The 24,740-nt window shown below is 60.5% G+C and carries 19 protein-coding genes; 6 read left to right on the top strand and 13 right to left on the bottom strand.

Annotation, left to right across the window (positions count from 1 at the left end; genetic code table 11):
• Positions 1-303: 303 nt before the first annotated feature.
• Complete coding sequence (gene pssA, locus ACW4DH_RS17220) at positions 304-1,182, bottom strand: CDP-diacylglycerol--serine O-phosphatidyltransferase (protein ID WP_459637629.1); 879 nt, start codon at positions 1,180-1,182, stop codon at positions 304-306.
• Positions 1,183-1,336: 154 nt separating this feature from the next.
• Complete coding sequence (gene ilvC / locus ACW4DH_RS17215) at positions 1,337-2,353, bottom strand: ketol-acid reductoisomerase (RefSeq protein ID WP_459637628.1); 1,017 nt, start codon at positions 2,351-2,353, stop codon at positions 1,337-1,339.
• 156 nt (positions 2,354-2,509) lie between these two features.
• Between ilvC and ilvY the strand changes: the two genes are divergently transcribed.
• Complete coding sequence (ilvY, locus tag ACW4DH_RS17210) at positions 2,510-3,391, top strand: HTH-type transcriptional activator IlvY (RefSeq protein ID WP_459637627.1); 882 nt, start codon at positions 2,510-2,512, stop codon at positions 3,389-3,391.
• A 59-nt stretch (positions 3,392-3,450) separates the two neighbouring features.
• On the opposite strand, the gene ilvN is transcribed toward ilvY, so the two are convergent.
• A complete protein-coding gene (gene ilvN / locus ACW4DH_RS17205) occupies positions 3,451-3,942 on the bottom strand; it encodes an acetolactate synthase small subunit (RefSeq protein ID WP_459637626.1) in 492 nt (163 codons plus the stop codon).
• Positions 3,942-5,666, bottom strand: coding sequence for an acetolactate synthase 3 large subunit (locus ACW4DH_RS17200; RefSeq protein WP_459637625.1), 1,725 nt, complete (start codon positions 5,664-5,666; stop codon positions 3,942-3,944). The genes ilvN and ACW4DH_RS17200 overlap by 1 nt, the downstream gene beginning before the upstream one ends.
• Before the next feature lie 489 nt (positions 5,667-6,155).
• Here ACW4DH_RS17200 and treF (ACW4DH_RS17195) point away from each other — a divergent pair, with 489 nt between their 5' ends.
• Positions 6,156-7,856: an alpha,alpha-trehalase TreF gene (gene treF / locus ACW4DH_RS17195; protein ID WP_459637624.1), complete on the top strand. Its 1,701-nt coding sequence runs from the start codon at positions 6,156-6,158 to the stop codon at positions 7,854-7,856.
• Here treF (ACW4DH_RS17195) and ACW4DH_RS17190 read toward each other — a convergent pair.
• A complete protein-coding gene (locus ACW4DH_RS17190; RefSeq protein ID WP_459637623.1) occupies positions 7,818-7,982 on the bottom strand; it encodes a hypothetical protein in 165 nt (54 codons plus the stop codon). The genes treF (ACW4DH_RS17195) and ACW4DH_RS17190 overlap by 39 nt on opposite strands.
• Before the next feature lie 123 nt (positions 7,983-8,105).
• Between ACW4DH_RS17190 and treF (ACW4DH_RS17185) the strand changes: the two genes are divergently transcribed.
• Positions 8,106-9,785 carry an alpha,alpha-trehalase TreF gene (gene treF / locus ACW4DH_RS17185; protein WP_459637622.1) on the top strand — a complete coding sequence of 560 codons (1,680 nt, stop codon included), beginning with the start codon at positions 8,106-8,108 and terminating at the stop codon, positions 9,783-9,785.
• A 71-nt stretch (positions 9,786-9,856) separates the two neighbouring features.
• On the opposite strand, the gene clpB is transcribed toward treF (ACW4DH_RS17185), so the two are convergent.
• From clpB to rluD, 3 genes are all read right to left on the bottom strand, one after another.
• A complete protein-coding gene (gene clpB, locus ACW4DH_RS17180; protein WP_459637621.1) occupies positions 9,857-12,445 on the bottom strand; it encodes an ATP-dependent chaperone ClpB in 2,589 nt (862 codons plus the stop codon).
• A 205-nt stretch (positions 12,446-12,650) separates the two neighbouring features.
• A complete protein-coding gene (gene pgeF, locus ACW4DH_RS17175; protein WP_459637620.1) occupies positions 12,651-13,394 on the bottom strand; it encodes a peptidoglycan editing factor PgeF in 744 nt (247 codons plus the stop codon).
• A complete protein-coding gene (rluD, locus tag ACW4DH_RS17170) occupies positions 13,391-14,350 on the bottom strand; it encodes a 23S rRNA pseudouridine(1911/1915/1917) synthase RluD (RefSeq protein ID WP_459637619.1) in 960 nt (319 codons plus the stop codon). The genes pgeF and rluD overlap by 4 nt, the downstream gene beginning before the upstream one ends.
• Before the next feature lie 228 nt (positions 14,351-14,578).
• Between rluD and ACW4DH_RS17165 the strand changes: the two genes are divergently transcribed.
• Complete coding sequence (locus ACW4DH_RS17165) at positions 14,579-15,376, top strand: outer membrane protein assembly factor BamD (protein WP_459637618.1); 798 nt, start codon at positions 14,579-14,581, stop codon at positions 15,374-15,376.
• A gap of 73 nt (positions 15,377-15,449) precedes the next feature.
• Here ACW4DH_RS17165 and ACW4DH_RS17160 read toward each other — a convergent pair whose 3' ends face one another.
• Positions 15,450-17,081 (bottom strand): NAD+ synthase, encoded by a 1,632-nt coding sequence (locus ACW4DH_RS17160; RefSeq protein ID WP_459637617.1) that lies wholly within the window; start codon positions 17,079-17,081, stop codon positions 15,450-15,452.
• A gap of 123 nt (positions 17,082-17,204) precedes the next feature.
• On the opposite strand from ACW4DH_RS17160, the gene ACW4DH_RS17155 reads away from it, so the two are divergent.
• On the top strand, positions 17,205-17,480 hold the full coding sequence (locus ACW4DH_RS17155) for a PP0621 family protein (protein ID WP_459637616.1): 276 nt from the start codon (positions 17,205-17,207) through the stop codon (positions 17,478-17,480).
• A gap of 20 nt (positions 17,481-17,500) precedes the next feature.
• Here the strand turns inward: ACW4DH_RS17155 and thiO are convergent, their stop codons facing one another.
• The gene (gene thiO, locus ACW4DH_RS17150; protein WP_459637634.1) at positions 17,501-18,607 is read right to left on the bottom strand and encodes a glycine oxidase ThiO; all 1,107 of its coding nucleotides are present in this window, start codon (positions 18,605-18,607) and stop codon (positions 17,501-17,503) included.
• Positions 18,608-18,714: 107 nt separating this feature from the next.
• Here thiO and ACW4DH_RS17145 point away from each other — a divergent pair, with 107 nt between their 5' ends.
• Positions 18,715-19,242 (top strand): GspH/FimT family pseudopilin, encoded by a 528-nt coding sequence (locus ACW4DH_RS17145; RefSeq protein WP_459637615.1) that lies wholly within the window; start codon positions 18,715-18,717, stop codon positions 19,240-19,242.
• Here ACW4DH_RS17145 and ACW4DH_RS17140 read toward each other — a convergent pair.
• From ACW4DH_RS17140 to ACW4DH_RS17130, 3 genes are read right to left on the bottom strand one after another with little or no spacing between them, the layout of a single operon-like run.
• Positions 19,229-19,639: a type IV pilin protein gene (locus tag ACW4DH_RS17140; protein ID WP_459637614.1), complete on the bottom strand. Its 411-nt coding sequence runs from the start codon at positions 19,637-19,639 to the stop codon at positions 19,229-19,231. The two genes, ACW4DH_RS17145 and ACW4DH_RS17140, sit on opposite strands and share 14 nt — an antisense overlap.
• Positions 19,639-24,183: a pilus assembly protein gene (locus ACW4DH_RS17135; RefSeq protein ID WP_459637613.1), complete on the bottom strand. Its 4,545-nt coding sequence runs from the start codon at positions 24,181-24,183 to the stop codon at positions 19,639-19,641. The genes ACW4DH_RS17140 and ACW4DH_RS17135 overlap by 1 nt, the downstream gene beginning before the upstream one ends.
• Positions 24,173-24,730 (bottom strand): pilus assembly PilX family protein, encoded by a 558-nt coding sequence (locus tag ACW4DH_RS17130; protein ID WP_459637612.1) that lies wholly within the window; start codon positions 24,728-24,730, stop codon positions 24,173-24,175. The genes ACW4DH_RS17135 and ACW4DH_RS17130 overlap by 11 nt, the downstream gene beginning before the upstream one ends.
• Between the last annotated feature and the right edge of the window lie 10 nt (positions 24,731-24,740).

Here is a 24,740-nt window from a genome sequence, read left to right as displayed (position 1 = left end):
CTGTCAAGGCTTTCGTCGCCTCGCCAACGCTCGGCGAGAAACCCAAAACCCCAACGGCAACAAGGACTTGCCTCACTCTCCACCGCCTGCAACGTGTGCTCGTCGCTGGCAGCGGAGGCGTACTTTACGATCTGACGGACGCGAACACAAGCCCTGGCGGTGAAAAAAGTCGCGAAGTTTCAGCGCGCCGGTCGGAAGCGCCCGTGGGCCGCCCATCGCCCCGGCGCAGCGCGGGCCCTAAAACCCGTGGCAATAACGCCAACGCCCGCGCAGGGCGGGCGTCAATGAGAAAGAGAGCAGGCTTCAGTGCTTGGGCTTTTTCACTTTGCGCATCAACGCCATGAGCGGGCCCGACACCACATAGCTGCCAAACAGAATCAGCAACATCACCGAAGGCTCCAAGGAAATCACCACGAACCCCAATACAATCGCCAACAGGGCCACGAAGGGGACGGGCCCTTTCAGATCGATCTCCTTAAAACTGTAATAACGGATGTTGCTGACCATTAGTACACCGGCTGCCGCCACCACCAAGGTCATCAGTAACTTGAAGCCGAAGCCCTCTGCATCGAAGTTATGGAATACCCAGACACAGCCAGCAACAACCGCCGCCGCCGAGGGGCTGGGCAGGCCGATGAACCACTTCTTGTCGGTCGAGCCGATCTGGACATTAAAGCGTGCCAACCGCAAAGCCGCACAGGCCACGAAGATGAAGGCGGCAATCCAGCCAATCTTGCCGACATCCTGCAGAATCCAGGTGAACGCTACCAAGGCGGGCGCCACACCGAACGACACCATATCCGCCAGGCTATCGTACTCTGCACCGAAGGCGCTTTGCGTATTGGTCATACGCGCCACTCGCCCGTCGAGGCCATCGAGTACCATCGCCACGAAAACGGCGATAGCCGCAGCGGCGAAGTCACCGTTCAGGGCCGCCACCACCGAAAAGAATCCCGAGAAAAGTGCGGAGGTGGTGAACAGGTTGGGCAGCAGGTAGATACCTCTGCGCCTGACTCGCTTACCGTTCTCGACGGTTTCCTCAATGACTTCGGTGTCCTGCTGGAAGGAACTGGCACTGCCAGCGAAGAAGGCCTCCTCTCGTTCCTGTCCGGCACCCTCGCTTGAGTCTGGCCCAGCACTTTCGCTGATGTCTGGCTCGGTATTGCGGGAATCTTGAATCATAGGTCTCGTCCATTGCCACGGGAGAAGCAAGCTCTTCGTATTATCGATTCTACACTCTAGGAGCATGGACGACAGTGCGCCTGCAAAGCCAGCGTCTTCAGACACCATAAAAAAAGGGCGCGGAATCCGCGCCCTTTCGATCACCCCGAGAGGATCAGTTCTTGCTCTTGTCGACCAGTTGGTTGGCGGCGATCCACGGCATCATGGAGCGCAGCTTTTCACCGACTTGCTCGATCGGGTGCTCGGCATTAAGGCGACGACGAGCGGTCATCGACGGATAATTGGTGTTGCCTTCCTGAATGAACATCTTGGCATATTCGCCGGTCTGAATGCGCTTGAGTGCATTGCGCATCGCCGCGCGAGACTGGTCGTTGATGACTTCCTGGCCAGTCACGTACTCGCCGTACTCCGCATTGTTGGAGATCGAGTAGTTCATGTTGGCAATGCCACCCTCGTACATCAGGTCGACGATCAGCTTCAGCTCGTGCAGACACTCGAAATAGGCCATTTCCGGCGCGTAGCCCGCTTCGGTCAGCGTCTCGAAGCCGGCCTTGACCAGTTCAACGGCGCCACCGCACAGTACCGCCTGCTCACCGAACAGGTCGGTTTCGGTCTCATCCTTGAAGGTGGTTTCGATGATCCCGGTACGTCCGCCGCCGACGCCAGCAGCATAGGACAGGGCAATTTCCTTGGCCTGGCCGGAGGCATCCTGGTGAATGGCGATCAGGTCGGGAATCCCCCCGCCCTTGACGAACTCGGAGCGTACGGTGTGGCCCGGCGCCTTGGGCGCAATCATGATCACGTCGAGATCGGTACGCGGCACGATCTGGTTGTAGTGGATGTTGAAGCCGTGGGCGAAGGCCAGCGTCGCACCCTCTTTCAGGTTCGGCTCGATTTCCTGCTCATAGATGGCTTTCTGATTTTCGTCGGGAGCGAGGATCATGACCACGTCGGCGGTCTTGCAGGCTTCGGGCACGGAAGCGACCTTTAGACCCGCCGCCTCGGCCTTGGCGGCGGAGGAAGACCCCTGGCGCAGGGCGACGGTAACCTCGACGCCAGACTCCTTGAGGTTGTTGGCATGAGCATGCCCCTGGGAACCGTAACCGACGATGGTGACCTTCTTGGCCTGGATCAGGGAAAGATCGCAATCCTTATCATAATAAACGCGCATGTCGAACTCCGTAGCGAAACGTAAAAGTGAAGGGATGTCAGCGTTGATGGCGTGCGCCGTCTATCGCGGCGCTGATGAGGCCACCTTACGTCAGCCCATGCATTGCGTAAAATGCTATATTTGCAACATTATATTTCATGAGAAGAAATGCTCAGCATGGACCTTCGTTCCTTGAAGCAGTTCCTCAACCTGGCCGATACCTTGCACTTCGGCCGGGCCAGCGAGGCCTGCCACATCAGCCCCTCGACGCTTAGCCGCACGATTCGCCAACTCGAGGAGGCAACAGGCGCAACGCTTTTCGAGCGCGACAATCGCAGCGTGGTGATGACCGCCGAAGGTCGCCTGTTCCAACAGTACGCCAGGGAAACGCTGGAGCACTGGGAGCTGTTCCGCCATTCGCTGATGGAAGAAAATCGCGAGCTGGCCGGCGAAATCAGCATCTACTGTTCGGTGACCGCCAGTTACAGCTTCCTGTATGAATTGCTCAGCGAGTTTCGTCTGCAATATCCACGAATCGAACTCAAGCTGCATACCGGCGACCCGGCGGATGCCATCGTGCGTGTCATGAGCGGCGAGGAAGACATGGCAATCACCGCGCGCCCCGAGCACCTGCCCACGCAGCTAGCCTTCAAGCCCATCGCGACCTCGCCCTTGGTATTCATCGTCCCGGGCGAGAAGGCCGATTGGCTGCCAGCTACGCTGGCAATGCCGCGCGCAGAAGAGTGGGCAGAGACGCCCATGATCCTGTCGGAATCGGGGCTGGCGCGCGAACGTGCGGACCGGTGGTTTCGCGACCTCGGCATCAAGCCGCACATCTATGCCCAAGTGGCGGGCAATGAAGCGATCGTCAGCATGGTGGGGCTGGGTTTCGGTGTCGGCGTGGTGCCCAAGATCGTGCTGGACAACAGCCCCTTGGCCGATCGCGTGCGCATCCTCGAGGTGCAGCCACACCTCTCGCCCTATGACGTCGGGTTATGCGTGCTGGAGAAAAAGCTGCGCAACCCGCTGATTCGCGCCTTGTGGGCCCAGGTGCACTGAAAAGTTCGCCAAGCACAAAAAAGCCGCTCCGAAGAGCGGCTTACAGACAGGGATAATGCTTAGAGGCTCAGCACCTTGTCGCCGCGGGCGATGCCCGAGACACCGGTACGCGCCACTTCGAGGATGCCCACCGGCCCCATAGCCTGCAGGAAGGCGTCGAGCTTGGCGCCATCGCCAGTAATCTGCACGGTATACAAACTCGGGGTCACATCGACGATCTGCGCGCGGAAGATATCCACCGTCCGCTTGACCTCGTCGCGGCTCGCACCGAGCGCCTTGACCTTGACCAGCATCAGCTCGCGCTCGATATGCGTGCCTTCGGTCAGATCGACCAGCTTGACGACATCGATCAGCTTGTTGAGCTGCTTGGTGATCTGCTCGATTACCCGGTCGTCGCCCTGAGTGGTAACGGTCAGGCGCGACAGCGTCGGGTCCTCGGTGGGGGCGACGTTGAGCGTTTCGATGTTGAAGTTACGTTGGGAGAACAGCCCCACCACACGTGACAGGGCGCCAGGTTCGTTTTCCAAGAGTATCGAGATGATGTGGCGCATCAGGTCCGCTCCGTCTTCGAAAGCAGCATGTCACGCATGGAGCCGAGTGGCATATGCATCGGATAGACGTGTTCGCGCGGATCGACATAGATGTCGAGGAACACCAGCTCGTTCTTGTCGGCAAACGCCCGCTCCAGCGCCGGCTCGAGATCCTCGTGACGCTCGACCTTGATGGCGGTGAACCCGTAAGCCTCGATCAGCTTCTGAAAATCGGGCAGCGACTCCATGTAGGAATGGGCATGACGCGACTTGTAGTTGAGGTCCTGCCACTGGCGCACCATTCCCAGCGAGCCGTTGTTGAGGTTGATGATCTTGACCCCGATAGCGAACTGCTTACAGGTCGACAACTCCTGCATCATCATCTGGAAACTGCCTTCGCCGGTAAAGCACACCACATCATCGTCCGGGTAGTTGAGCTTGATGCCCATCGCCGCCGGAAAACCGAAGCCCATGGTGCCCAGGCCGCCGGAAGTGATGAAGCGGTTGGGCTTGTCGAACTTGTAATACTGGGCGGCGAACATCTGGTGCTGACCCACGTCGGTGGTCACAAACGCCTCGCCACGGGTGACGCGGCACACGGCCTCGACGACCTGCTGCGGCTTGAGCGGCTCGCCCTCGGTGGCGGGATCGTAAAGCTTGCCCACACGTTCGGCCCGCCAGCCCTCGATCTGTTCCCACCATGCCTGCACGGCCTCGGCATTGGTAACCTCGTGCCCCTGCAGCAGGCTGATCATCTCGTTGATGACGCTACCGGCCGGCCCGACGATGGGAATGTCGGCACGTACGGTCTTGGAGATCGAGCTGGGATCAATATCCACATGAATGATCTTGGCGGTAGGACAGAACTTGGAGGTGTTGTTGGTCACCCGATCGTCGAAACGCGCGCCGATGGCAATGATCAGATCGGCATGATGCATGGCCATGTTCGACTCATACGAGCCGTGCATGCCCAGCCAGCCCAGCGACTGACGATCGCTTTGCGGATAGGCGCCGATCCCCATCAAGGTGGTGGTAATCGGATAACCGAGACGCCGCACCAGATCGGTCAGCCCCTCGCTGGCGTCCCCGGTGACCACGCCGCCGCCGGTATAGAACACCGGGCGTCGCGCCTTGAGCATCATGTCGACGGCTTTCTTGATCTGGCCGGTATGGCCGCGCGTCACCGGATTGTAGGAGCGCAGCTTGACCTTCTTGGGGTAGCTGTACTCGTAACGCTCGGTGGGCGCAGTCATATCCTTGGGAATATCCACCACCACCGGCCCGGGACGGCCGCTCGCGGCGAGATAGAAGGCCTTCTTGAGCACCGCCGGGATTTCCGACGGATGCTTGATCGAAAAGCTGTGCTTCACGATCGGCCGGGTCACGCCGACAATATCGGTTTCCTGAAAGGCGTCCTCGCCGATCAGGTGGCTGGCGACCTGGCCGCACAACACCACCATCGGAATCGAGTCCATGTAGGCGGTGGCAATGCCGGTGACGGCATTGGTCGCGCCGGGTCCGGAAGTGACCAATACCACACCCGGCCTGCCCGAGGCACGGGCATAGCCGTCGGCGGCATGAGTTGCTGCCTGTTCATGACGTACGAGAATGTGTTTGACATCGTCCTGGCGGAACAGTGCATCATAAATATGCAGAGCTGCACCACCTGGATAACCATAGATATATTCAACGCCCTCATCCTTCAGGAAGCGAGCGAGCATATCGGCGCCGGAAAGCAATTCCACTGATGAGTCTCCCCTGGAGGTCTCGAGTGCATTCACGGTGCAGTACGCACCGGAGTTCGAGGGCGACAACGTCGCCTGCCGCGGCCCGTGGCCAGCGACACCCTGATGCCAGACCCTGGCGTTCTTCAGTCCGGTTAGGACCTGCACTCTTTCGCGCATCAGATCGATGCGTCGGGGCAATAGTCAGACGAGGCGGATGACGCCTTGCCCGGTAAGTCCTTCGACAGGTGGATAGATATCGCTTCTATCCTGCGCGCGGAAGCCGGGGATCGCCCGGAGCGCTCCGCGCCCGAAATCAGGAACGTTAAGATTCCATTAGCCTTCATAGGGTGTCAACCGCGAATGCATTATCTGGGCATTAAAACGCCGCTTGTTTCCCATATTGAACCCGCGTTACCACGGCATGATGCTTGAAAGGAAGCACCACTCCCCATACGTCTCTAGACTCATCCGTATAGACTAAAGTTTGAATCCGAACGGAGATGCGCAATGCGAGCTCTGACGCACAATACATGGCCGCTTCTGTCGCCGGCCCTCTCCTACGCCGGCGTTGCGTGCGCGCCAGAGTACGCTCAGCACGCAGACGCATGCATAAAGCCGCTGTCGTACCTGATGACCCCGCTGGAGACCCAGATCACCCTGCCTCCCAACTTGCTGTGGGGCGAACTTTTCTATGCCGTGCAGGGCCGCCAGATCTTTGCCGACAGCAAGACCTTCGTGGACCTGGTGCCGCGCGAGCTGCCGGATACCATCCTCCAGGAATACCAGCGGCTCAAGGTGCAGCCGGGCTTCGATGACGCCGCATTGCGCGCCTTCGTCGAGGCTCACTTCGAGTCCGAGGCGCCACCGCGCGAGGCCTATCGCGCCACGCCCGAGCGCGATGTCATGGCGCACATCGATGACCTCTGGTCGGAACTGACACGCCAGCCGCTGCTCGAATCGCCGCCTCTGACGTCACGCCTGCGCTTGCGCTATCCCTATCTGATTCCCGGAGGACGCTTCAACGAAATCTACTATTGGGATTCTTATTTCATCATGCTCGGGCTCGAGGAGAGTGGCCGTCACGATCTGGCGTGCAACCTGGTGCACAACCTCGCGCACCTGATTCAGGAATATGGCCACGTGCCCAACGGCACCCGCACCTATTACCTGACGCGCTCGCAGCCGCCCATGTTTTCCAGCATGGTCAAGCGTCTTGCCGATTATCACGATCAGCACGCCTACCAGCGTTTTCTGCCCGAGCTGGAAGCGGAATACGCTTATTGGATGAGCGGTGAAGCGACTCTTGCACCCGGCCAGGCGCATCGCCGACTGGTACGGCTCAGCGATGGCACCTTGCTCAACCGCTACTGGGACGACGTATGCACGCCGCGTCAGGAGTCCTATCACGAAGACGTCTGCACCGCCGAAGCCGATTCACGGCCCAACGTCGATGTCTGGCGCAGCTTGCGTGCCGCCACGGAAAGCGGTTGGGACTACTCTTCGCGCTGGTTCGCCGACGACGAAACCCTGTGTACTATTCGTACCATCGATATCTTGCCGGTGGACCTGAACACACTGCTCTACCATCTCGAAACCACGCTGGCCCACGCTCAGGCACTCAACGGCAACGATGAACGCATGCAGTTCTACCGCGCACGAGCTGATGCCCGCCGTGAAGCGCTCCTAACCCTGTGCTGGGATGAAGAGCGCGGCCTGTTCGGTGATTATCTATGGCGCGAGGGCAAGCTGACCAATAGCATCAACGGCGCCATGGTTTTCCCCCTGTATTATGGCGTTGCCTCGCCATACCAGGCCGAGCGTGTGGCGCGTACCCTTGAGCGTGAACTGCTCAAGGCGGGAGGACTCGCCGCGACCACTCGGGAAACCGGGCAGCAATGGGACGCTCCCAATGGCTGGGCACCGCTGCAGTGGCTCGCCATCATGGGATTGCGGGACTACGGCGAACACGAGCTGGCCCGCCGCGTCGCCGAGCGCTGGATCGCCACCAACCTGCAGCGCTACGTGCTGGAAAACAAGCTGATCGAAAAGTACGACGTGATTACCAACAAACACGCCGGTGGCGGCGAATATCCCGCCCAGGATGGTTTCGGCTGGACCAACGGCGTATTGCGCAAGCTGATGTCCCTCTATCCTGCCGCTCCGGTACCCTCAGGACTGGTGGCCACATCCGCCGAAGGTCACCGCTAGCCCCCATGCTCCCAGGGTCACCATGTGACCCTGGGATTTGCCCTCCCCCAGCCACTCCTGTCCGCCGAACCACACCCGCAATACGCGGCTTATGGCGACCGCACGCCGGCGTGTCACAAGTGTCATTTCATTGGTTCCGTGCGTCCCGCTCGCATCACTTGTCGCCTACGCTAATGTGACGAAGCTGAAATAGAGAGAGGGATTGTGATGCCAATATTCTCAGCAATGCGGCGTGATCGGAGGATCCTGTTGAGTCTCGGCTACCTTGCATGCCTGAGCCTTGCCAGCCCGGCGGCGGCGCTAGCCAACGCCACACCGACGGCCCAGCCCGACAGCCAGGAGGCGGTGGCCTCGGGGACGATTCCCCAAACGCCGGCAACGTCGTCTTCGCCAACGCGCCAGGTGCCACCGCCGCCCGACCTGCTCTGGGGCGATCTCTTCTATGACGTACAGACCCAGGCGATATTCGAGGACAGCAAAACCTTCGTCGACCTGATTCCCCAGGACACGCCGCAAGCCATTCTGCAGGCGTATGAACAGGCCCAATTAGCGCCCGGTTTCGATGAGCAGGCCCTGCGCGACTTCGTCGATGCGCACTTCACCTCGGAACAGGCCGGCAATCAGCACTACACTCCCGCCCCCGGCCAGGATGTACGTGCCCACATCGATGCCCTGTGGCCCGTGCTCACCCGCCAACCGGATGGCAAGGAGAGTCCTTACTCCTCGCGCCTGCCACTGCCCTACTCCTATGTGGTGCCGGGGGGCCGCTTCAACGAGATCTATTACTGGGATTCGTACTTCACCATGCTAGGCCTGATCGAGAGCGGCCGCGCAGACAGCGTCCGCGACATGGTGAACAACTTCGCCTACCTCATCGACAGCTACGGTCATATTCCCAACGGCAACCGCACCTACTATCTGACGCGCTCGCAGCCGCCCTTTTTTGCCAGCATGGTCGACCTGCTCGCCACGCTCGACGGGAATGGCACCTATCTGCGCTTGCTGCCCGAGCTGGAAGCGGAATACGCCTACTGGATGGATGGCGCCGAATCGCTTACCGCCGGCCAAGCCTATCGTCGTGTGGTAAAACTGGACGATGGCACGCTGCTCAATCGCTATTGGGATGATGCCAACACTCCGCGCCAAGAGTCGTTCCGTGAGGACCTTGCTACGGCGGAGCGATCTGCGCGGCCCAAGACCCAGGTGTGGCGCGACCTGCGCGCCGGCGCGGAAAGCGGCTGGGACTTTTCCTCGCGCTGGCTGGCCGACGGAGAAACGCTGGCGACGATTCGCACCACCGACATCGCCCCGGTGGATTTGAACAGTCTGCTCTATCATCTCGAGGCGACCCTCGCCAAGGCGCACAAGCTTGCGGGACACACTGATCAGGCCCAAGCGTATCAGGCACGCGCCGACCAGCGCCGGCACGCCATTCAAACATTGCTGTGGAATACCCGGACAGGCGCCTTCGGCGATTATCTGTGGCGCGAGGACCGGCTCACCGATAGCCTGAGCACGGCCACGGCATACCCGCTGTTCTATGGCATCGCCACTCCGCAGCAGGCCGCCCAGACCGCCATCACCCTGGAGCGAGAGCTGCTCAAGCCCGGCGGTCTTGTCACCACCAACCGCGACACCGGCGAGCAGTGGGACGCCCCCAATGGCTGGGCACCCCAGCAGTGGCTGGCGATCAAGGGATTGCGCGACTACGGCAACACCCGCCTGGCGCGCATGATTGCCGAGCGCTGGATCGCCACCAACCGGTCGCAGTACCAGCAGGAAAACAAGCTGGTCGAGAAGTACAACGTGCTCGCCGGCACCCGCGGTGGCGGCGGGGAATACCCCGCCCAGGACGGTTTCGGCTGGACCAACGGCGTGCTGCGCAAACTGATGGCACTTTATCCGCAGGCCGATAGCGCCTCGAACTGACCCCGCGCAGTGCTGACACGGAAAGGCCCGCACGCAGCGGGCCTTTGATCGATACCGTGGCAAAGGGAAAGTTACGCCTTGTCGAATACCAGGCGCCCCGCTTCGGTCGTGACCTTGATGGTATCGCCGGGGCTAAAGCGTCCTGACAGCAGATCCTGCGCCAAGGGGTTTTCCATCCGGCTCTGGATCGCGCGCTTGAGCGGACGCGCCCCGAAGACCGGGTCGAAGCCGACCACCGCCAGTTGAGCCATGGCATCGTCGCTGACTTCCAGCTTGAGATCGCGCTCGGCCAACCGCGCGCGCAGGCGGTCGAGCTGGATCGCGGCGATTGCCTGGATCTGCTCTTGCCCCAGGGCATGGAAGACCACCACTTCGTCGATGCGGTTGATCAGTTCCGGACGGAAGTGGTTGCCTACCACGGTCATTACCGCCTCCTTCATCGACTCGTAATCGCTCTCATCCCCGCCCATGCGCTGGATGATTTCGGAGCCCATGTTGGAGGTCATCACGATCACGGTGTTGCGAAAATCCACCGTGCGTCCCTGGCCATCGGTCAGGCGGCCGTCCTCCAGTACCTGCAGCAGGATATTGAATACATCCGGATGCGCCTTCTCGACCTCATCGAGCAGCAGCACCGAATACGGTTTGCGGCGCACCGCCTCGGTCAGATAGCCCCCCTCCTCATAGCCGACATAGCCGGGAGGCGCACCGATCAGCCGGGCCACGGAATGCTTCTCCATGAATTCCGACATGTCGATGCGGACCATGGCTTCCTCGGTATCGAAGAGGAAATTGGCCAGCGACTTGCACAGCTCGGTCTTGCCCACCCCGGTCGGGCCCAGGAACAGGAACGAGCCATTGGGACGATTGGGATCGGCCAGCCCTGCGCGCGAACGGCGCACCGCATTGGCCACCGCGGTCACTGCCTCGTCCTGCCCGATCACTCGCTCATGCAGCGCCTCCTCCATGCGCAGCAGCTTGTCCCGTTCCCCCTCGAGCATCTTGGCCACCGGAATGCCGGTCCAGCGCGACACGACCTCGGCGATCTCCTCTTCGGTAACGTTGGAGCGCAGCAGCTGATGGCGCGAGGTATCGGCCTCATCGCTCTCTCCCGCCTCGGCGATCTTTTTCTCGAGGTTGGGAATCACCCCATATTGCAGCTCGGACATGCGCCCCAGATCACCCTGGCGGCGTGCTGCCTCGAGATCGATACGTGCCTGTTCGAGGTCGGCCTTGTACTGCGCCGCGCCCTGAATGCTGGCTTTCTCAGACTTCCACACTTCTTCGAGATCCGCATACTCGCGGGAAAGTTCGCTAATCTGCTCCTCAAGGCTCTCCAGACGCTTGCGCGACGCCTCGTCGGTTTCCTTCTTGAGCGCCTCACGCTCCATCTTGAGCTGAATCAAGCGTCGGTCGAGGCGGTCCATCTCCTCGGGCTTGGAATCCAGTTCCATGCGAATGCGCGACGCCGCCTCGTCGATCAGATCGATGGCCTTGTCGGGCAGCTGGCGGTCGGTGATATAACGAGTCGACAGCTTGGCCGCGGCAATGATCGCCGAGTCAGTGATATCGACACCGTGGTGCACCTCGTAGCGCTCCTTCAAGCCACGCAGGATGGCGATGGTGTCCTCCTCGCTCGGCTCGTCGACCAGCACCTTCTGGAAACGGCGCTCCAGCGCAGCATCCTTCTCGATGTACTGACGATACTCGTTGAGCGTGGTCGCGCCCACGCAGTGCAGCTCGCCGCGCGCCAAGGCCGGCTTCAACATGTTGCCGGCATCCATGGCGCCCTCGGCCTTGCCGGCGCCGACCATGGTGTGCAGCTCGTCGATGAACAGGATCACCCGGCCCTCCTCCTTGGAGAGCTCGTTCAACACCGCCTTCAAGCGCTCCTCGAACTCGCCGCGAAACTTGGCCCCGGCCAGCAACGAGCCCATGTCGAGTGCCAGGACGCGTTTGTCCTTGAGCCCCTCGGGCACCTCGCCGTTGATGATGCGCTGAGCGAGCCCTTCGACGATGGCGGTCTTGCCCACCCCGGGCTCGCCGATCAGCACCGGGTTGTTCTTGGTGCGCCGCTGCAGGACTTGGATCGTGCGACGGATCTCGTCGTCACGGCCGATCACCGGATCGAGCTTGCCGTCGGCGGCCCGTGCAGTCAGGTCGGTGGTGTATTTATCCAACGCCTCGCGGTTCTCCTCGGCACCGGCGTCGTTGACACTGGCGCCGCCCCGCAGGCTGTCGATGGCCGTGACAACCGCCTTGCGAGTCAACCCGGCCCGGGTCAGCACCTTGGTCACCGCGTGGTTCATTTCCAGCGCCGCCAGCAATACCAGCTCACTGGCGATGTATTGATCGCCCCGCGCCTGGGCCTCGCGATCGGCGAGGTTGAACAGCCTCGCCAGATCCTGCGACATCTGAACATTGCCGTCGAACTGGCCAATCACGGGCAAATTGCTGAGATACTCATCCAGACCGCTGCGCAACTGACCAAGGTCACCGCCGGCTTTCTGAATCAGTCCCTTGAGCCCGCTGTCTTGGGCGTCGAGCAGTGCCAGCAGCACGTGTCCGGGATCCAGCTGTCCGTGACTGCGCCCCACCGCCAACGACTGAGCGTCGGCGAGCGCGTTCTGCAGCTTGCTGGTCATTTTATCGATTCGCATCGAATTCCTCCCTTGGGGCACGGCGGCGTTCGGACGCGCCGGCCCGGTCATTTAGCATTGACACAAAAATGGAGGTATGTTGGGGGACTTTCAAGGCGGGACGCGTGGAAAACTCACGCACCTTGACGCAACGCAAGCCATGACGGGCGTACCCGTCTGATCAGTCAGGGCCGGCCGACGCGCAGCAGACCGTGAACGCGGGATCTCAGCGCAACCAGATCACGCTGGCCATCCGCCCGGTTCTGCCGTCATCGCGCCGATGGGAGTAGAAGCGCGGTTCGCTGGCGGTGCAGAAATGTCCGCCACTGATATGCCCCACTCCCAAACGCTCCAGGCGCAGGCGCGCCAGGCGGTAAAGATCGGCCATGTAGTGCCCAAGCCGATAGGGGCTGGGTTCGAAGGCGCTGGCCGCCTCTTTCTGGACCGCGACGAAGGCGTCATAGACCTCGGCACCGACTTCGAACTGGGCATTGGAAATGGCCGGCCCCAGCCAGGCCATGAGGTGCTGCGGCTCGCAGCCCAACGCCGCCACACTGGCCTCGACCACCCCGCCCGCCAGACCGCGCCAGCCGGCATGAGCGATGCCCACTCGTGAGCCCCGGCGATCACACAGCAACACCGGCAGGCAGTCGGCGGTCAGGACCACGCAGGCATACTGCTTATCGAACGCCACTGCAGCATCGGCCGGGGGCGTCGTGGCCTGATAGCTCTGCTGTACCCTTGCGCCATGCACTTGATCGAGCCACAGCAACGGCCGCTCGTCATCGAGCTGCTGGGTCAGTAGCTCCCGGCAGCGCGCCACGCTTGCGGCGTCGTCACCGACATGCGAGGCCGGATTGAACGCCGCGAAATCGCCTTGGCTGGGCCCCGTTTCACGGGTGGTGACGAAGGCTCCCACCGTACTCGGCGCCGGCCAGTCGGGTAGAATCAGGCTCGGTTGTGCACTCATTTTCGCGCCTCGCTATCGTCACGCAGGTAGTCGAGCAGCATCAGCAGATCATCCGGCAAGCCCGCCTGGAATTCCACCCGCTCCCCACTCGCCGGATGAATGAAGGCCAGCTTGCGCGCATGCAGAGCCTGGCGCGGAAACTCGCGCAGGATCTCCTTCAACGTCTGCGAGGCTCCCGCCGGCACCTTGAGACGCCCGGCGTAAAGCGCATCGCCGATCAGCGGGAATCGCTTGTGCGCCAGATGCACGCGGATCTGATGGGTGCGCCCCGTCTCCAACCGACACCGCACGTAGGTATGGCCACGAAAGCGCTCCACCACCCGGTAGTGCGTCACGGCCGGCTTACCCGAGGCCGTCACCGCCTGACGCTTGCGGTCCTTGGGGTGGCGGCCAATCGGCGCGTCGACGGTGCCGCCCGAGGTCATCACACCGATGACGATGGCGTCATACTCGCGGGACACGGTGCGGGCCTGGAGCTGTTCGACCAGCGCGGTCTGCGCCGCCAGCGTCTTGGCCACCACCATCAATCCCGACGTGTCCTTGTCGAGTCGGTGCACGATACCCGCCCGCGGCACGGCGGCCAGTGCGGCGCAATGATGCAATACGGCATTGAGCAGCGTGCCGTCGGGGTTGCCCGCGGCAGGATGCACCACCAACCCCACCGGCTTGTTGATCACCAGCACATGGTCGTCTTCGTAAACGATATCCAGATCGATGGCCTGGGGCTCCCAGCGTTCGCTCTCCTCCAGCACCGCATCGAGGATCAGCTGTTCGCCACCAAAGACCTTGTCCTTGGGCCGCGCCTGGCCGCCATCGAGAGTCAGCGCCCCCTGGTTGATCCAGCTCTTGAGACGCTCACGGGAGAACTCCGCGAACAATTCGGCGGCCGCCTGGTCCAAGCGCATGCCCAGCATGGAATCGGGGATGCGTTCAACGCGGTGCAGGATATCTGGCATAGGAGAGAATCTGTCCCATTTCGCCGACGCGGGCGTTTGCTTTATAGTGGGTCGAATTTGGCGGATTGTAGCAGCCTGCTGCATGTGACGCTGCCCCTGAACGACGGGTTTCCCTCGCGGGCCTTGAGACAGGCCAGCGGCACGTTTTTTCATAATACCGTCGGGGGCCGTTCACATCGGGAACGCTGCCGGTATGGCCGTCTTGGAATGTTTGACACGAGGATGACGATGCGACTCTCTTCCCTTGGCGCGCTGGTGCTCGCCAGTGCGCTGCTTGCCGGCTGTGCCAGCAATGAGCCTGCGCCCGACCTGCAGGAGCAGGATCTCTATCAACAGGCCCAGACTGCGCTGGACGCCGGACGCTACACCACCGCCGTGGAGCAGCTCGAGGCCCTCGACACGCGCTTCCCGTTCGGCCGTTATGCCGAGCAGGCCCAGTTGGAACTCATCTACGCTTACTATCAGGTCGAGAACTGGGAGGCTGCACGCGCCGCCGCCAGCCGCTTCATCCGTCTGCAGCCCGACCACCCTCAGGTGGACTATGCCTATTACATGCGCGGCCTGGCGGCATATCAGGCGGGACGTTTCAGCCTCGAGGGACTTGAGCTGATCGACATTTCCAAGCGCGATCTTGGCGCGAGTCGTGATGCCTATGTGGACTTCGGCGAGTTGGTGCGCCGCTTTCCGGACAGTCGCTACGCTCCCGACGCCCGCCAGCGCATCATCTATCTGCGTAATGTCCTGGCCCGCCACGAGTTGCAGATTGCCGACTTCTATCTGCGCAAGGGCGCCTACGTCGCCGCAGTGCAACGGGGTCGCTGGGTGATCGAGCACTACCCCAAATCCCCGGCGACGCGCGATGCGCTGGCAGTGATGGTCGAAGGCTATCTGGGGCTCGACATGCGCGATCGCGCCCGTGACGTCCTGGCCACGCTGATCGAGAACGACCCGGACAACAAGCGCCTGCGCGGCACGACCTTCCGCCCGCTGCATGTCGATGCCGAGCCACTGCGCCTGAACAACTAAGCTGTTGGCATAATCCTATCGACTACAGGGCCCCGCGTATGCGGGGCCCTTGGGTATTGGGCGGTCTTCCCGCTTATTCGCCCGGCTGCCAGCCGTTGACGATGGGATAGCGCCGGTCGCGGCCGAAACCGCGTAACGACACCCGCACCCCGACCGGCGCCTGGCGGCGTTTATACTCGGTACGATCCACCAGCTTCACGACCCGGTAGACATCCTCGCGGGAATAACCGGCCGCGATGATCGCCTCGGCGCTCATGTCACCTTCGATATAACGCTCGAGGATCGCGTCCAGCGTGTCATAGTCGGGCAGGGAATCGCTGTCCTGTTGATCGGCTGCCAGCTCGGCGGAAGGAGGCCGGTTGATGACCCGTTCGGGAATCGCCGGCTCCTGGGTATTGCGCCATCGGGCCAGCCGATAGACCCAGGTCTTGTAGACATCCTTCAGCGCGTTGTAGCCGCCGACCATATCGCCATAGAGCGTGGCATAGCCCACCGCCATCTCGCTCTTGTTGCCGGTGGTCAGCACCATCAGGCCCTTTTTGTTGGAAAGCGCCATCAGCAGCACGCCACGTACCCGCGACTGTAGATTTTCCTCGGTGGTATCACGTTCGGCCCCCGCAAAGCTTTCCGCCAGCGTCTCGGTAAAGGCCTCGACCATCGGCGCGATCGGCATCACCTCGTAATGCACGCCAAGCAGACGAGCTTGCTCGGCGGCATCCTGCTTGGATATCTCCGCCGTGTAGTGATAGGGCATCATCACCGCATGCACCCGATCCGCGCCGAGGGCGTCCACCGCAATCGCTAGCGACAATGAAGAGTCGATCCCTCCCGAAAGCCCCAGCACCACGCCGTGAAAGCCGCTCTTGTTGACATAATCACGCAGCCCCGTGACCAGCGCGCAATACAAGCCCTCCTCGGCGCCGAGTAGCGGTTCGCGTTCGCCGACCTGAGGCTGCCACCGGCCTGCGCCGCCGACGAAATGCACCGGCATCAGTCCCACCTGCCAGGAAGGCGCCCGCACACAGACCTCGCCTTGACTGTCGAGGGCCAACGAGCCGCCATCGAAGACCAGCTCGTCCTGTCCGCCGATCTGGTTGACGTATACCAGGGGGCATTGCACCTCGCGGACCCTCTCGGCGAACAGCCGTTCACGCTCGGCCGACTTGTCGCGATGGTAGGGCGAGGCGTTGAGGGTGACCAAGATGTCGGCCCCCGCGTCGGCGGCCTGGCGCACCGGCGCACCATCCCATAGGTCCTCGCAGACCAGTACGCCCAGCCGTGCACCTTTATGCTCGACGACCAACGGCGTATCACCGGAGGCAAAATAGCGACGCTCGTCGAAGACCAGATAATTGGGCAACGCCTGCTTGGCGTATTCGCCGATCCATTCGCCGTTACGCAGCACGCCGGCAAGGTTGTAGAGCCGACCGTCACGCCGACCGGGATAACCGACGATGACCATCACCTCGCGATTGACCTTCTGCGCCAGGCGTTCCCGAGCTTCGCTCAGGCGTGCTTCCATCGACTCGCGCAACAGCAGGTCCTCCGGCGGATAACCGGTCAGAAACAGCTCCGGCAGCACCACGATATCGGCTCGGTGCTCAATGCACGCCTCGCGAACCACCTCGATGGCACGCTGAGTATTGCCGGGAATGTCACCGACCAGCGGGTCAAGCTGGGCCATTACCAGAGTCAGGTCTTGCATGGGCGGGAATTCTCTCGATTGGCTGAGCGACACGGGGCCTATACACTGCCCCCTTGACCCTCATTGTCCCGCAAGGTCGCTGTCGAGGCAAAATGCCGCTGACCGCCACCGGGAGTAGAAAGGATGAACCTCTTGATCATTCGCCTGATCATTTTTGTGCTGTTGTTCTGGGCCGGGCTCAAGCTCTATCGCATGTACCGCGAATGGCAAGCCGACCGCGAAGGGCTGGACCGCGGCTCGCCGCCACCCAGCGAGCGCATGGTGCGCTGCGCTTACTGCCGCCTGCATCTACCCGAGAGCGAATCGATCCACCATGAAGCATTGACGTTCTGCTGCCGCGAGCATCGCGCGCACTTTCTCGAGCACGGCCCGGCCCGTGAGGATGAGACGGAACGCTGAGCCGTGCTCGGGTAGCGTCGCTAAAGCCAGTACGGCGCAGGGTCGAGAATCGGCTCGCGCCCCAGCAATTGATCGACCAGCAGTCGGGTCGAGGCCGGCGCCAGCACCAGACCATTGCGGTAGTGACCGGCATTGACATGCAGTCCGGCGATGCCGGGCACCGCACCGATCACCGGCACGCCATCCGGCGAACCGGGGCGCAGCCCTGCCCAGTGATGCTCCACCTCGCATTCGGCCAATCCCGGCACGATCCCGATCGCGCTTGCATACAGCGATGCCTTGGCCTCCTCGGTGGTGGCCTTGTCGAAGCCCACCTCCTCGAGCGTCGAGCCTGCCACCACCCGCCCGTCGCCCCGTGGAATCACATACCGCCCATCCATCAGCACGACACGCTCCACCAGCCCCGGTGGCGCCTTGAACAGGATCATCTGGCCGCGTACCGGCCGCACCGGCAATGCCACCTCGACACTTGCCAGCAGTTCACGCGCCCAGGCCCCCCCGCAGACGATGACGCGATCCGCCGTGACCAGGCCCTCCCGTGTCTCGGCACCTTCGATGCGGCCGCTGGTAGCGCGCAGCCCCGTCACCTCGACCCCTTCGCGTAAATCGACCCGAAGCATGGCCTGCAATCGGGCCCTCAGCGCCTTGCTCAAGCGCGGGTTGCGGATACTGCCCAGGGTGGGCATCCATAGCGCTTCTTCGAAACCCGGCGCCGCGTGGGGCTCCTTGGCATACAGGAAATCGGCATTGACCCGCTCCAGCGGCTTACCCACCTCGCGGGCCCACTCAAGCGCTCGCGCCTCGTCATCGACGCGCAGATAGAGCAATCCCTTCTGGCGGTACTCCGGATCGATGCCCGTCTCCTCCAACAAGCGCAACGCCAGTTCGGGATAAAAGCCCTCCGACCACGAGGAAAGTGCCGAGATCGGCGCGCTGTAGCGCCACGGGTAGAGCGGCGAGACGATGCCACCACCCGCCCAGGACGCCTCGCGCCCGCACTGGCCACGCTCCAGCAGCGTCACTTGGTGACCGGCATCGGCCAATTGCAGCGCCGTCATCATACCGATGACGCCGCCGCCGATAATGAGAAAGTCTGCGCTCGACACACCGACGTAGCTAGGATCCATCACGTCTGGCCATCCTTTACGAAATGTCACACATCGCTTGAAGCTTCACGGCGTTTCCCGGAAGCTTTGCTATCACTCACCAGTCTACTGCAAAGAGTTCTGACCACATGAGCGCGCTCCGCCTCCGAGGCTTCACCTTGATCGAGTTACTGATCGTGATCGCGATCGTCGCCATCCTCGCCACTTGGGCAGTGCCGAGTTTCACACAACTCGCCGCCCGCAGTGCTCTCGACCGTCAGAGTGATCGCCTTTGGCAGGCACTTTCCGCAGCACGCTTGGAGGCGGCAGAACGGCGTACCAAGGTCCATCTCTGCCCCACTCAAGATGGGAGGATATGCACCAGCAATTGGCAAGACAGCCTGATGCTTTTCATGGATGAAGACGGCAATGACAAACTCGACGGCTCGGAAGAGCTGATTCATCACTATCCCGCCATCAACGGCAAGTTCGCCATTAGCGTGAGTGGCAACGCTCTGCTCAATGGCCTGAGCTATAGACCGGACGGTTTCACCACCGAGTGGGGTACCTTCTCGCTCTGTCACCCCGATCTTGTGGCGCCGCCACGAGAAATTGTCATCAGTGCAGGTCGTCAGATTCGCCAGACCGGCACTACCAACTGTCCTACCAGCAGCTAGCCGGAGCCCGATTGCCGCTTTGACTGAACGTCAGCGTACCGCAGCTGTCGCTGGCCTGGCCTCCCTGCGGCGTTGCAGTGATGATGAAGTCGCCGCCCCCATCGGTGATATCGACGCTGATCTGATAGCGCACCATACCACTGGCCGGCACGGTATCCGGTGAGAGCGTCGGTACCATTTCAGAGGGCTTGCCGCTTTTTTCCGTACCATAACTGTAGGTCTGGCTATAGCGCCGCTCCAGGCGCTGGGCCATTTCCTGCATTGTCGCCTGCGCCTCGGTACGATGAGAACGCAACACGTAGCGCTCGTATGAGGGCCAGGCGATGCCCGCCAGAATGCCTATGATCGCAACGCAAATCATCAATTCGATAAGCGAAAAACCGTGTTGTCTGGCCATCAATGCTCCAATTCTCTCCAGGATACCCGCCCCAGCTTCAAGGGATTGACGGGCTTCCCATCATAGCTTTGCTTCTGCGCGGAGGTACTCACCGACACCAGATCCTCACTGTCGGCGTCAAGATCAGTATTGATAACCGGAGAGAACAGGGCTCCTTGAGTAGCGATACCGGCCGGGACGATACCGCCGGGCATTACGTCACCGTCATCCACGTCCCCGTCGCCATTGATATCGAACCCGGCCGAGGATAATGCCGTGCCAGTGAAGGCGGACAGTTCATAGAGATAGCCGCTATCCTCGGCGCCACACATCCCGTACCCTGGTATCAACGAGGTCAGTATCAGTCGCTTGCCAGACAACGTCGGCGTCTCGACCATACGCTCATTCCCATCGGGAAAATCGAAATACCAGCCACTCGCAGCCTCGCCTGTCGCGCTGTCGAAGTAGCGTACCGATACGGTGCTGCCACTCACGCCCTGTGTCTGGGCACTGTACAGACTCCGTGCCGCCAGGTCTTCACGGTCAAGCGGCAGGTTCTGGTCGGCATTCCACGTATCGCGAATGGCGTAGACGCTATCGACTGCACCACGCGATTGGGAGGTAGGCAGCGAGCGCCCGGGGCGACTGCCCGTGCCGAGGAATACCATCAGCCCGCCGTCAGAATGGCGCCCCACGTCGACGGCAGCGGTAATGGCCTGATTGACGCCGTTCTGCGTGGCCTTGAATAGCAGCGAGACTCCTGCCGTCCATGCGTCTGGCTGTTCGGCGCCAAGGTCGAAGCGCCACAGATTTCCCTGAAGGTCGCCGCCATAGGCGGCATCCATGCGTCCGTTCCCGTCACGATCAACCAACGACACCGTGGACAGACCGTTCTCGCCGGTATTGGCTACATCGTCAGGCACCAGGCGCAGGACATCGCCCGCCCCCAACACGCCATCAGCGGCGCCGTAGAGGAAGACGATGTATAGGGCGGCCTTGCCGGAAGGGCTGAAATAACCGTTGCCGAAGACTACGGCGAACCTGCCGTTCTCAAGTTGCACGATACTGGGCTGGCCATACACGTAGCCGAGATGCAGTTCGGCATTGTCACTCCCGAACAACGCCTGATCGACACGCGGCCCGTACTCGAACAAGGCGATGTTGGCGGCATTGTTTTCATTGAACGCCTTGGGGTCGGTGACATCCAACGCGAATATGCCCCGGCCGCCGGCCCCCAGGCCGCTAGCAAGCACCGAATGCCAGCCATCCTTACTCCCCCAACGCGCATCGAGAACCGTGGGACTGCCATCGACATAATAGCGATGCTTATATGCGGGGTCGGCCAGTTCACTTAGCGAGCCGAGCAGCATGCCGGGTACGTAAGCGATCGCCTCGCGGCCACTGCTAACCTCGAAACCATGTAGCATGCCGTCGTTAGCACCGACATAGACTATCGCGGGGCGGCCGGCATGTTCAGCGACAAAATTGGCATAAGAACCGTCCGTGGCGTTTTCTGGCACATAATAGCTGTCAGGTTTGCCGATCACGAAGGGGCGCGAGTCGATGATGTCACCTAGCACGGCATGCTTTCCATCCAGCCACAGCCGATCGCGATAGGTGCCGCCCTCGCTCTGCTCGTTGCTGCTGTCGCCACGCAGATAAGCGGCCAGTCCGGATAGTGTATCGTCGCCAGTATCCGATAGACTGCTGGTATTGAAGGGCACGCCCTGCCCGGTCGTTACGTCGAAGGTGATGATCTGACGAGCACCGATATTTTTCTCCAACAGCTCGCGGGCACTTTTACCACCCCAAGCTCGGCTCTTCATACCGCTGTCTAACGTGTAAGCGATCAAATCGCCCGACCAGCTGTTAAGATTGTTGTAGACGGTCTGGAAGACCAAGTTATCGATGTTGGCGCTATAGCCTAGTCCGGCGCCGGTTTGATTGTTAGTGCTCAGCACTTCGTCGAGTACTTTCTGCAATGAATTGGCGAGGTCACCGATATTGTTGACCTCGAAGTAGGCCTCGAGCCCCTTGTCGTTGCCATTTATGGCAGCGTAATAGAGCGGCGGTTCGAGGGCCGAGGCACCGGATGAAGCAAGAACTTTATAGCTTCGTTCGGTAGCACCATCCTCAGCATAGCAGCCGCTGCCGCAAAGTGACCTATTGTAGCCGTCAATCCCCGAATGCGCCGTGAAACCGTCACTGCTTTCGTCGATAATCTGGTTAGGATTGTTTAATTCATAACGTCCCCAAGTGCCGCTAAGGATGTAGCCAACCCCAGTCTTGCGACTGGAGGAATCATCGGTCACTTCGGTGGTTATAGTCAGCCGGTTATCGTTATCGTTCAGGTCGTAACTGAAATTCATCTCGATGTCTGAGTCGTAATCACCACCAAACTCGGCTACTTCCCAGGTAATCTCGAATTCTCCAGATTTGTCACTGATTGATTTCTGTCGGAAATCGACAATCGCACACTTGCCGTTATCGGTAACGTTCTCACAGGCGGGGACAATCTTGACCTTGCCGAGATCGATGATTGGAGTATTCGCCGACAGCCTGACCGCGTAAGTGCTAACCTTTCTGCCATCGCTGTCATCCTTATTTCTCACTATCTCTTTATCGTGGGCGTACTTGGCTAGCCCGGCAACGTTATAACTCCCCTCAAGCCCCGGCGCGCCGGGGCAGATTCCCTTGGCCTCCCCCAGATTGTCGATGGTCTTGGCGGTGCAAAGCTTGTTGTTATCGCCGCCCGCCTCGCCAATGAAATATTTTCCTGCAATTTTTTCTCCTTTTTCATTGACGATCTTGTTGGTCCAGTCCGTAACGCTACCATCACCAAGCAGATCGATATTGCTCAATTGGTCACTGTCGAAGGAGACCTCGCTGGAATTCATCAGAATCATGGTCTGGGCGGCGCACCAGGTCGAATCGGTGTCGTTTTCCCATTCCGGCGAGGTCAATCCGGTGACGTACTCGCTTTCGACACTGCCGGCACCAACGCTGAATGCCGAGGTTCTCTCGCCGCCGGTCAGATAGTTGAGAGTTTCCTCGACCATTTCGGCGAAAGGATTACCCCAGCTTGAGCATTCGCCGTTTTCGATGTCGCTTAGTTTCTTTCCCCAAGGGCATCCGTCATTGTCATACGTCCCATCAGAGTATCGGTAGCGTGAAATGCGAAACGCATCGAGGTTACTGACGATGCCGGTAACCTTGGAATCGAAGACCCCCGTATTGGCGTTAATCTCCTCATTGAAACTACGGATGTTCGCACGTAGCACACCGCCACTGAGGTTATTTTCATAGGATCCCGATACCAAGCCGAAGTCGATGCTATCGGCATATTCATGAAGCAACCCGGTAGGCTTCGACTCATTGGAACCAGGGTAGCTCTTGCAATTTTCCTCGTCGTGGGCACATACCTCGACGCGGGCGACATATTCCTTCTGGCCGAGCCCCGCACTATTTTTTTCTGGCCGTTTGCTGGCATATCCCGCGCTACGCCCCGACTCGTTACGCCAGGTACATTGCCAACGCTCGTTGGCAGCCCAGTTGGGCCACTCACCGGTGGCGACGCGAATCAACGGCGGCGCATCAACATCCTTTGACTCGCCACTGGTACGGTTATAGCCAGTGGTATTGCAGAACGACACCGCCGATGCACTACCGAAAGGCGTGAAATGACTGAGTACGCTTGAATCGTTCACCACCTTGACAAACGAATGCGCGTCATAGGGCAGATAGGCACGCTCCAGTATCGTCGAATGATCGGTATCGTCGCGATAACGCTTGCCGCCGTAGAGGACCTTGCGAACGATATCCATCCGGGTCATGGACAACCAGTTGAGGAAATTACCGCTCCACTGGCCGGAGCAAGTCCCATCATTGTCGGCTTCTGAGGCATGCTTAAAAGCACCCTCGGTCAGCGATTCGTCGTAGCTGTAGCAGGCCTGGTTGTCGAAATAGCCGTAATAGCGAACATCTTCGTTGAAGCTATCGTCGATATCCCCGTCGCCGTCGATATCACTCCAGTCGGTGTAGGCCTTGAAGAACAATTGATGATCATTGGACATCACGACCATCGAGCGTGGATTCACATCGGCCTGGGCATTTGCCGGCGTCTGATAGGGAATATCGGGATAGGTCTCGACCCACTCATCGGATGTACCGCTACTCCCGCCCCCACCGCTTACCGTTCCGCTGTCATCTTGATCATTTGCGGTTCCGTCACCGTCGCCTGCCGCCCCACCGCTATCGCCATCATTTGTTGCTCCGCCGCTATCGCTGTCGCTTACCGAATCACCATTATTCTCGTTATTGTCAGTCGTGCCATCTTCACTTTCATCGCCAGTATGGGTATTACCATTATCGCCATTGCCAGACCATGGAAAGCCGCTCATGGCATGGACTTGGGGAACGACACAAGCTTGCATCAACAATGCCGTCATCAGTGCGCAAATCAGTCTGTTACCCAATCCAATCTCTCCTCGCGCATTCAGGAAAACTGGCGCACGATACACTGATGGCTTGTATTCATGCCGCGTCAGCAGCCCATCAGAAGACATAACGCGCCTCGATTATTCGAGAAATATCGCCAGCCGGTCCGAATCCCTGGGCATAGATGCGAAAGAAGTGATAATCGTTGGCGGCAGTCTCGTTCTGGCCTTCAACCATGCTTGTCGTTGCGGTATAGCCCTCGATAGTCTCTTCATTGATGCAAGAGATAACATAGCGAGGCACTATGCTCAGTTTCACCCCCTGACCATCGCCCAGCAAGAAGTCTACCGTGACACCCTGCTTCAGGGCCGCCTCGATCGCTGCGTTGTTGTCATCGTAGAATTTACCGGTGCTGTCGATGGTGTAACGCTTTATGTTGTTGAGACAGAAGCCGGCCAATTGCGGCGCCGATTCGATCTCGTGCAACGCCTCGCGCAGTGCCGCTTCAGCCGCCTGGAAGGCTATTTCGCCGGACTGATCATTTCTGGCCAGGCGCTGCTGGAGTCGGGTCGTTTCACTACCGGAGAAGGCAAGCAAAGCCAGCAAGGCGATCAGCACAAGCGTGACCAGAAGCGCTACGCCACGTTGCCGTTGGGAGAAGCCTGAAGTCGTCACTACCCGCCCC

This window comes from Halomonas sp. WWR20, assembly GCF_054602495.1.
The sequence above is the reverse complement of the archived record's forward strand: the minus strand, read 5'-3'. Positions and strand labels throughout refer to the sequence as shown.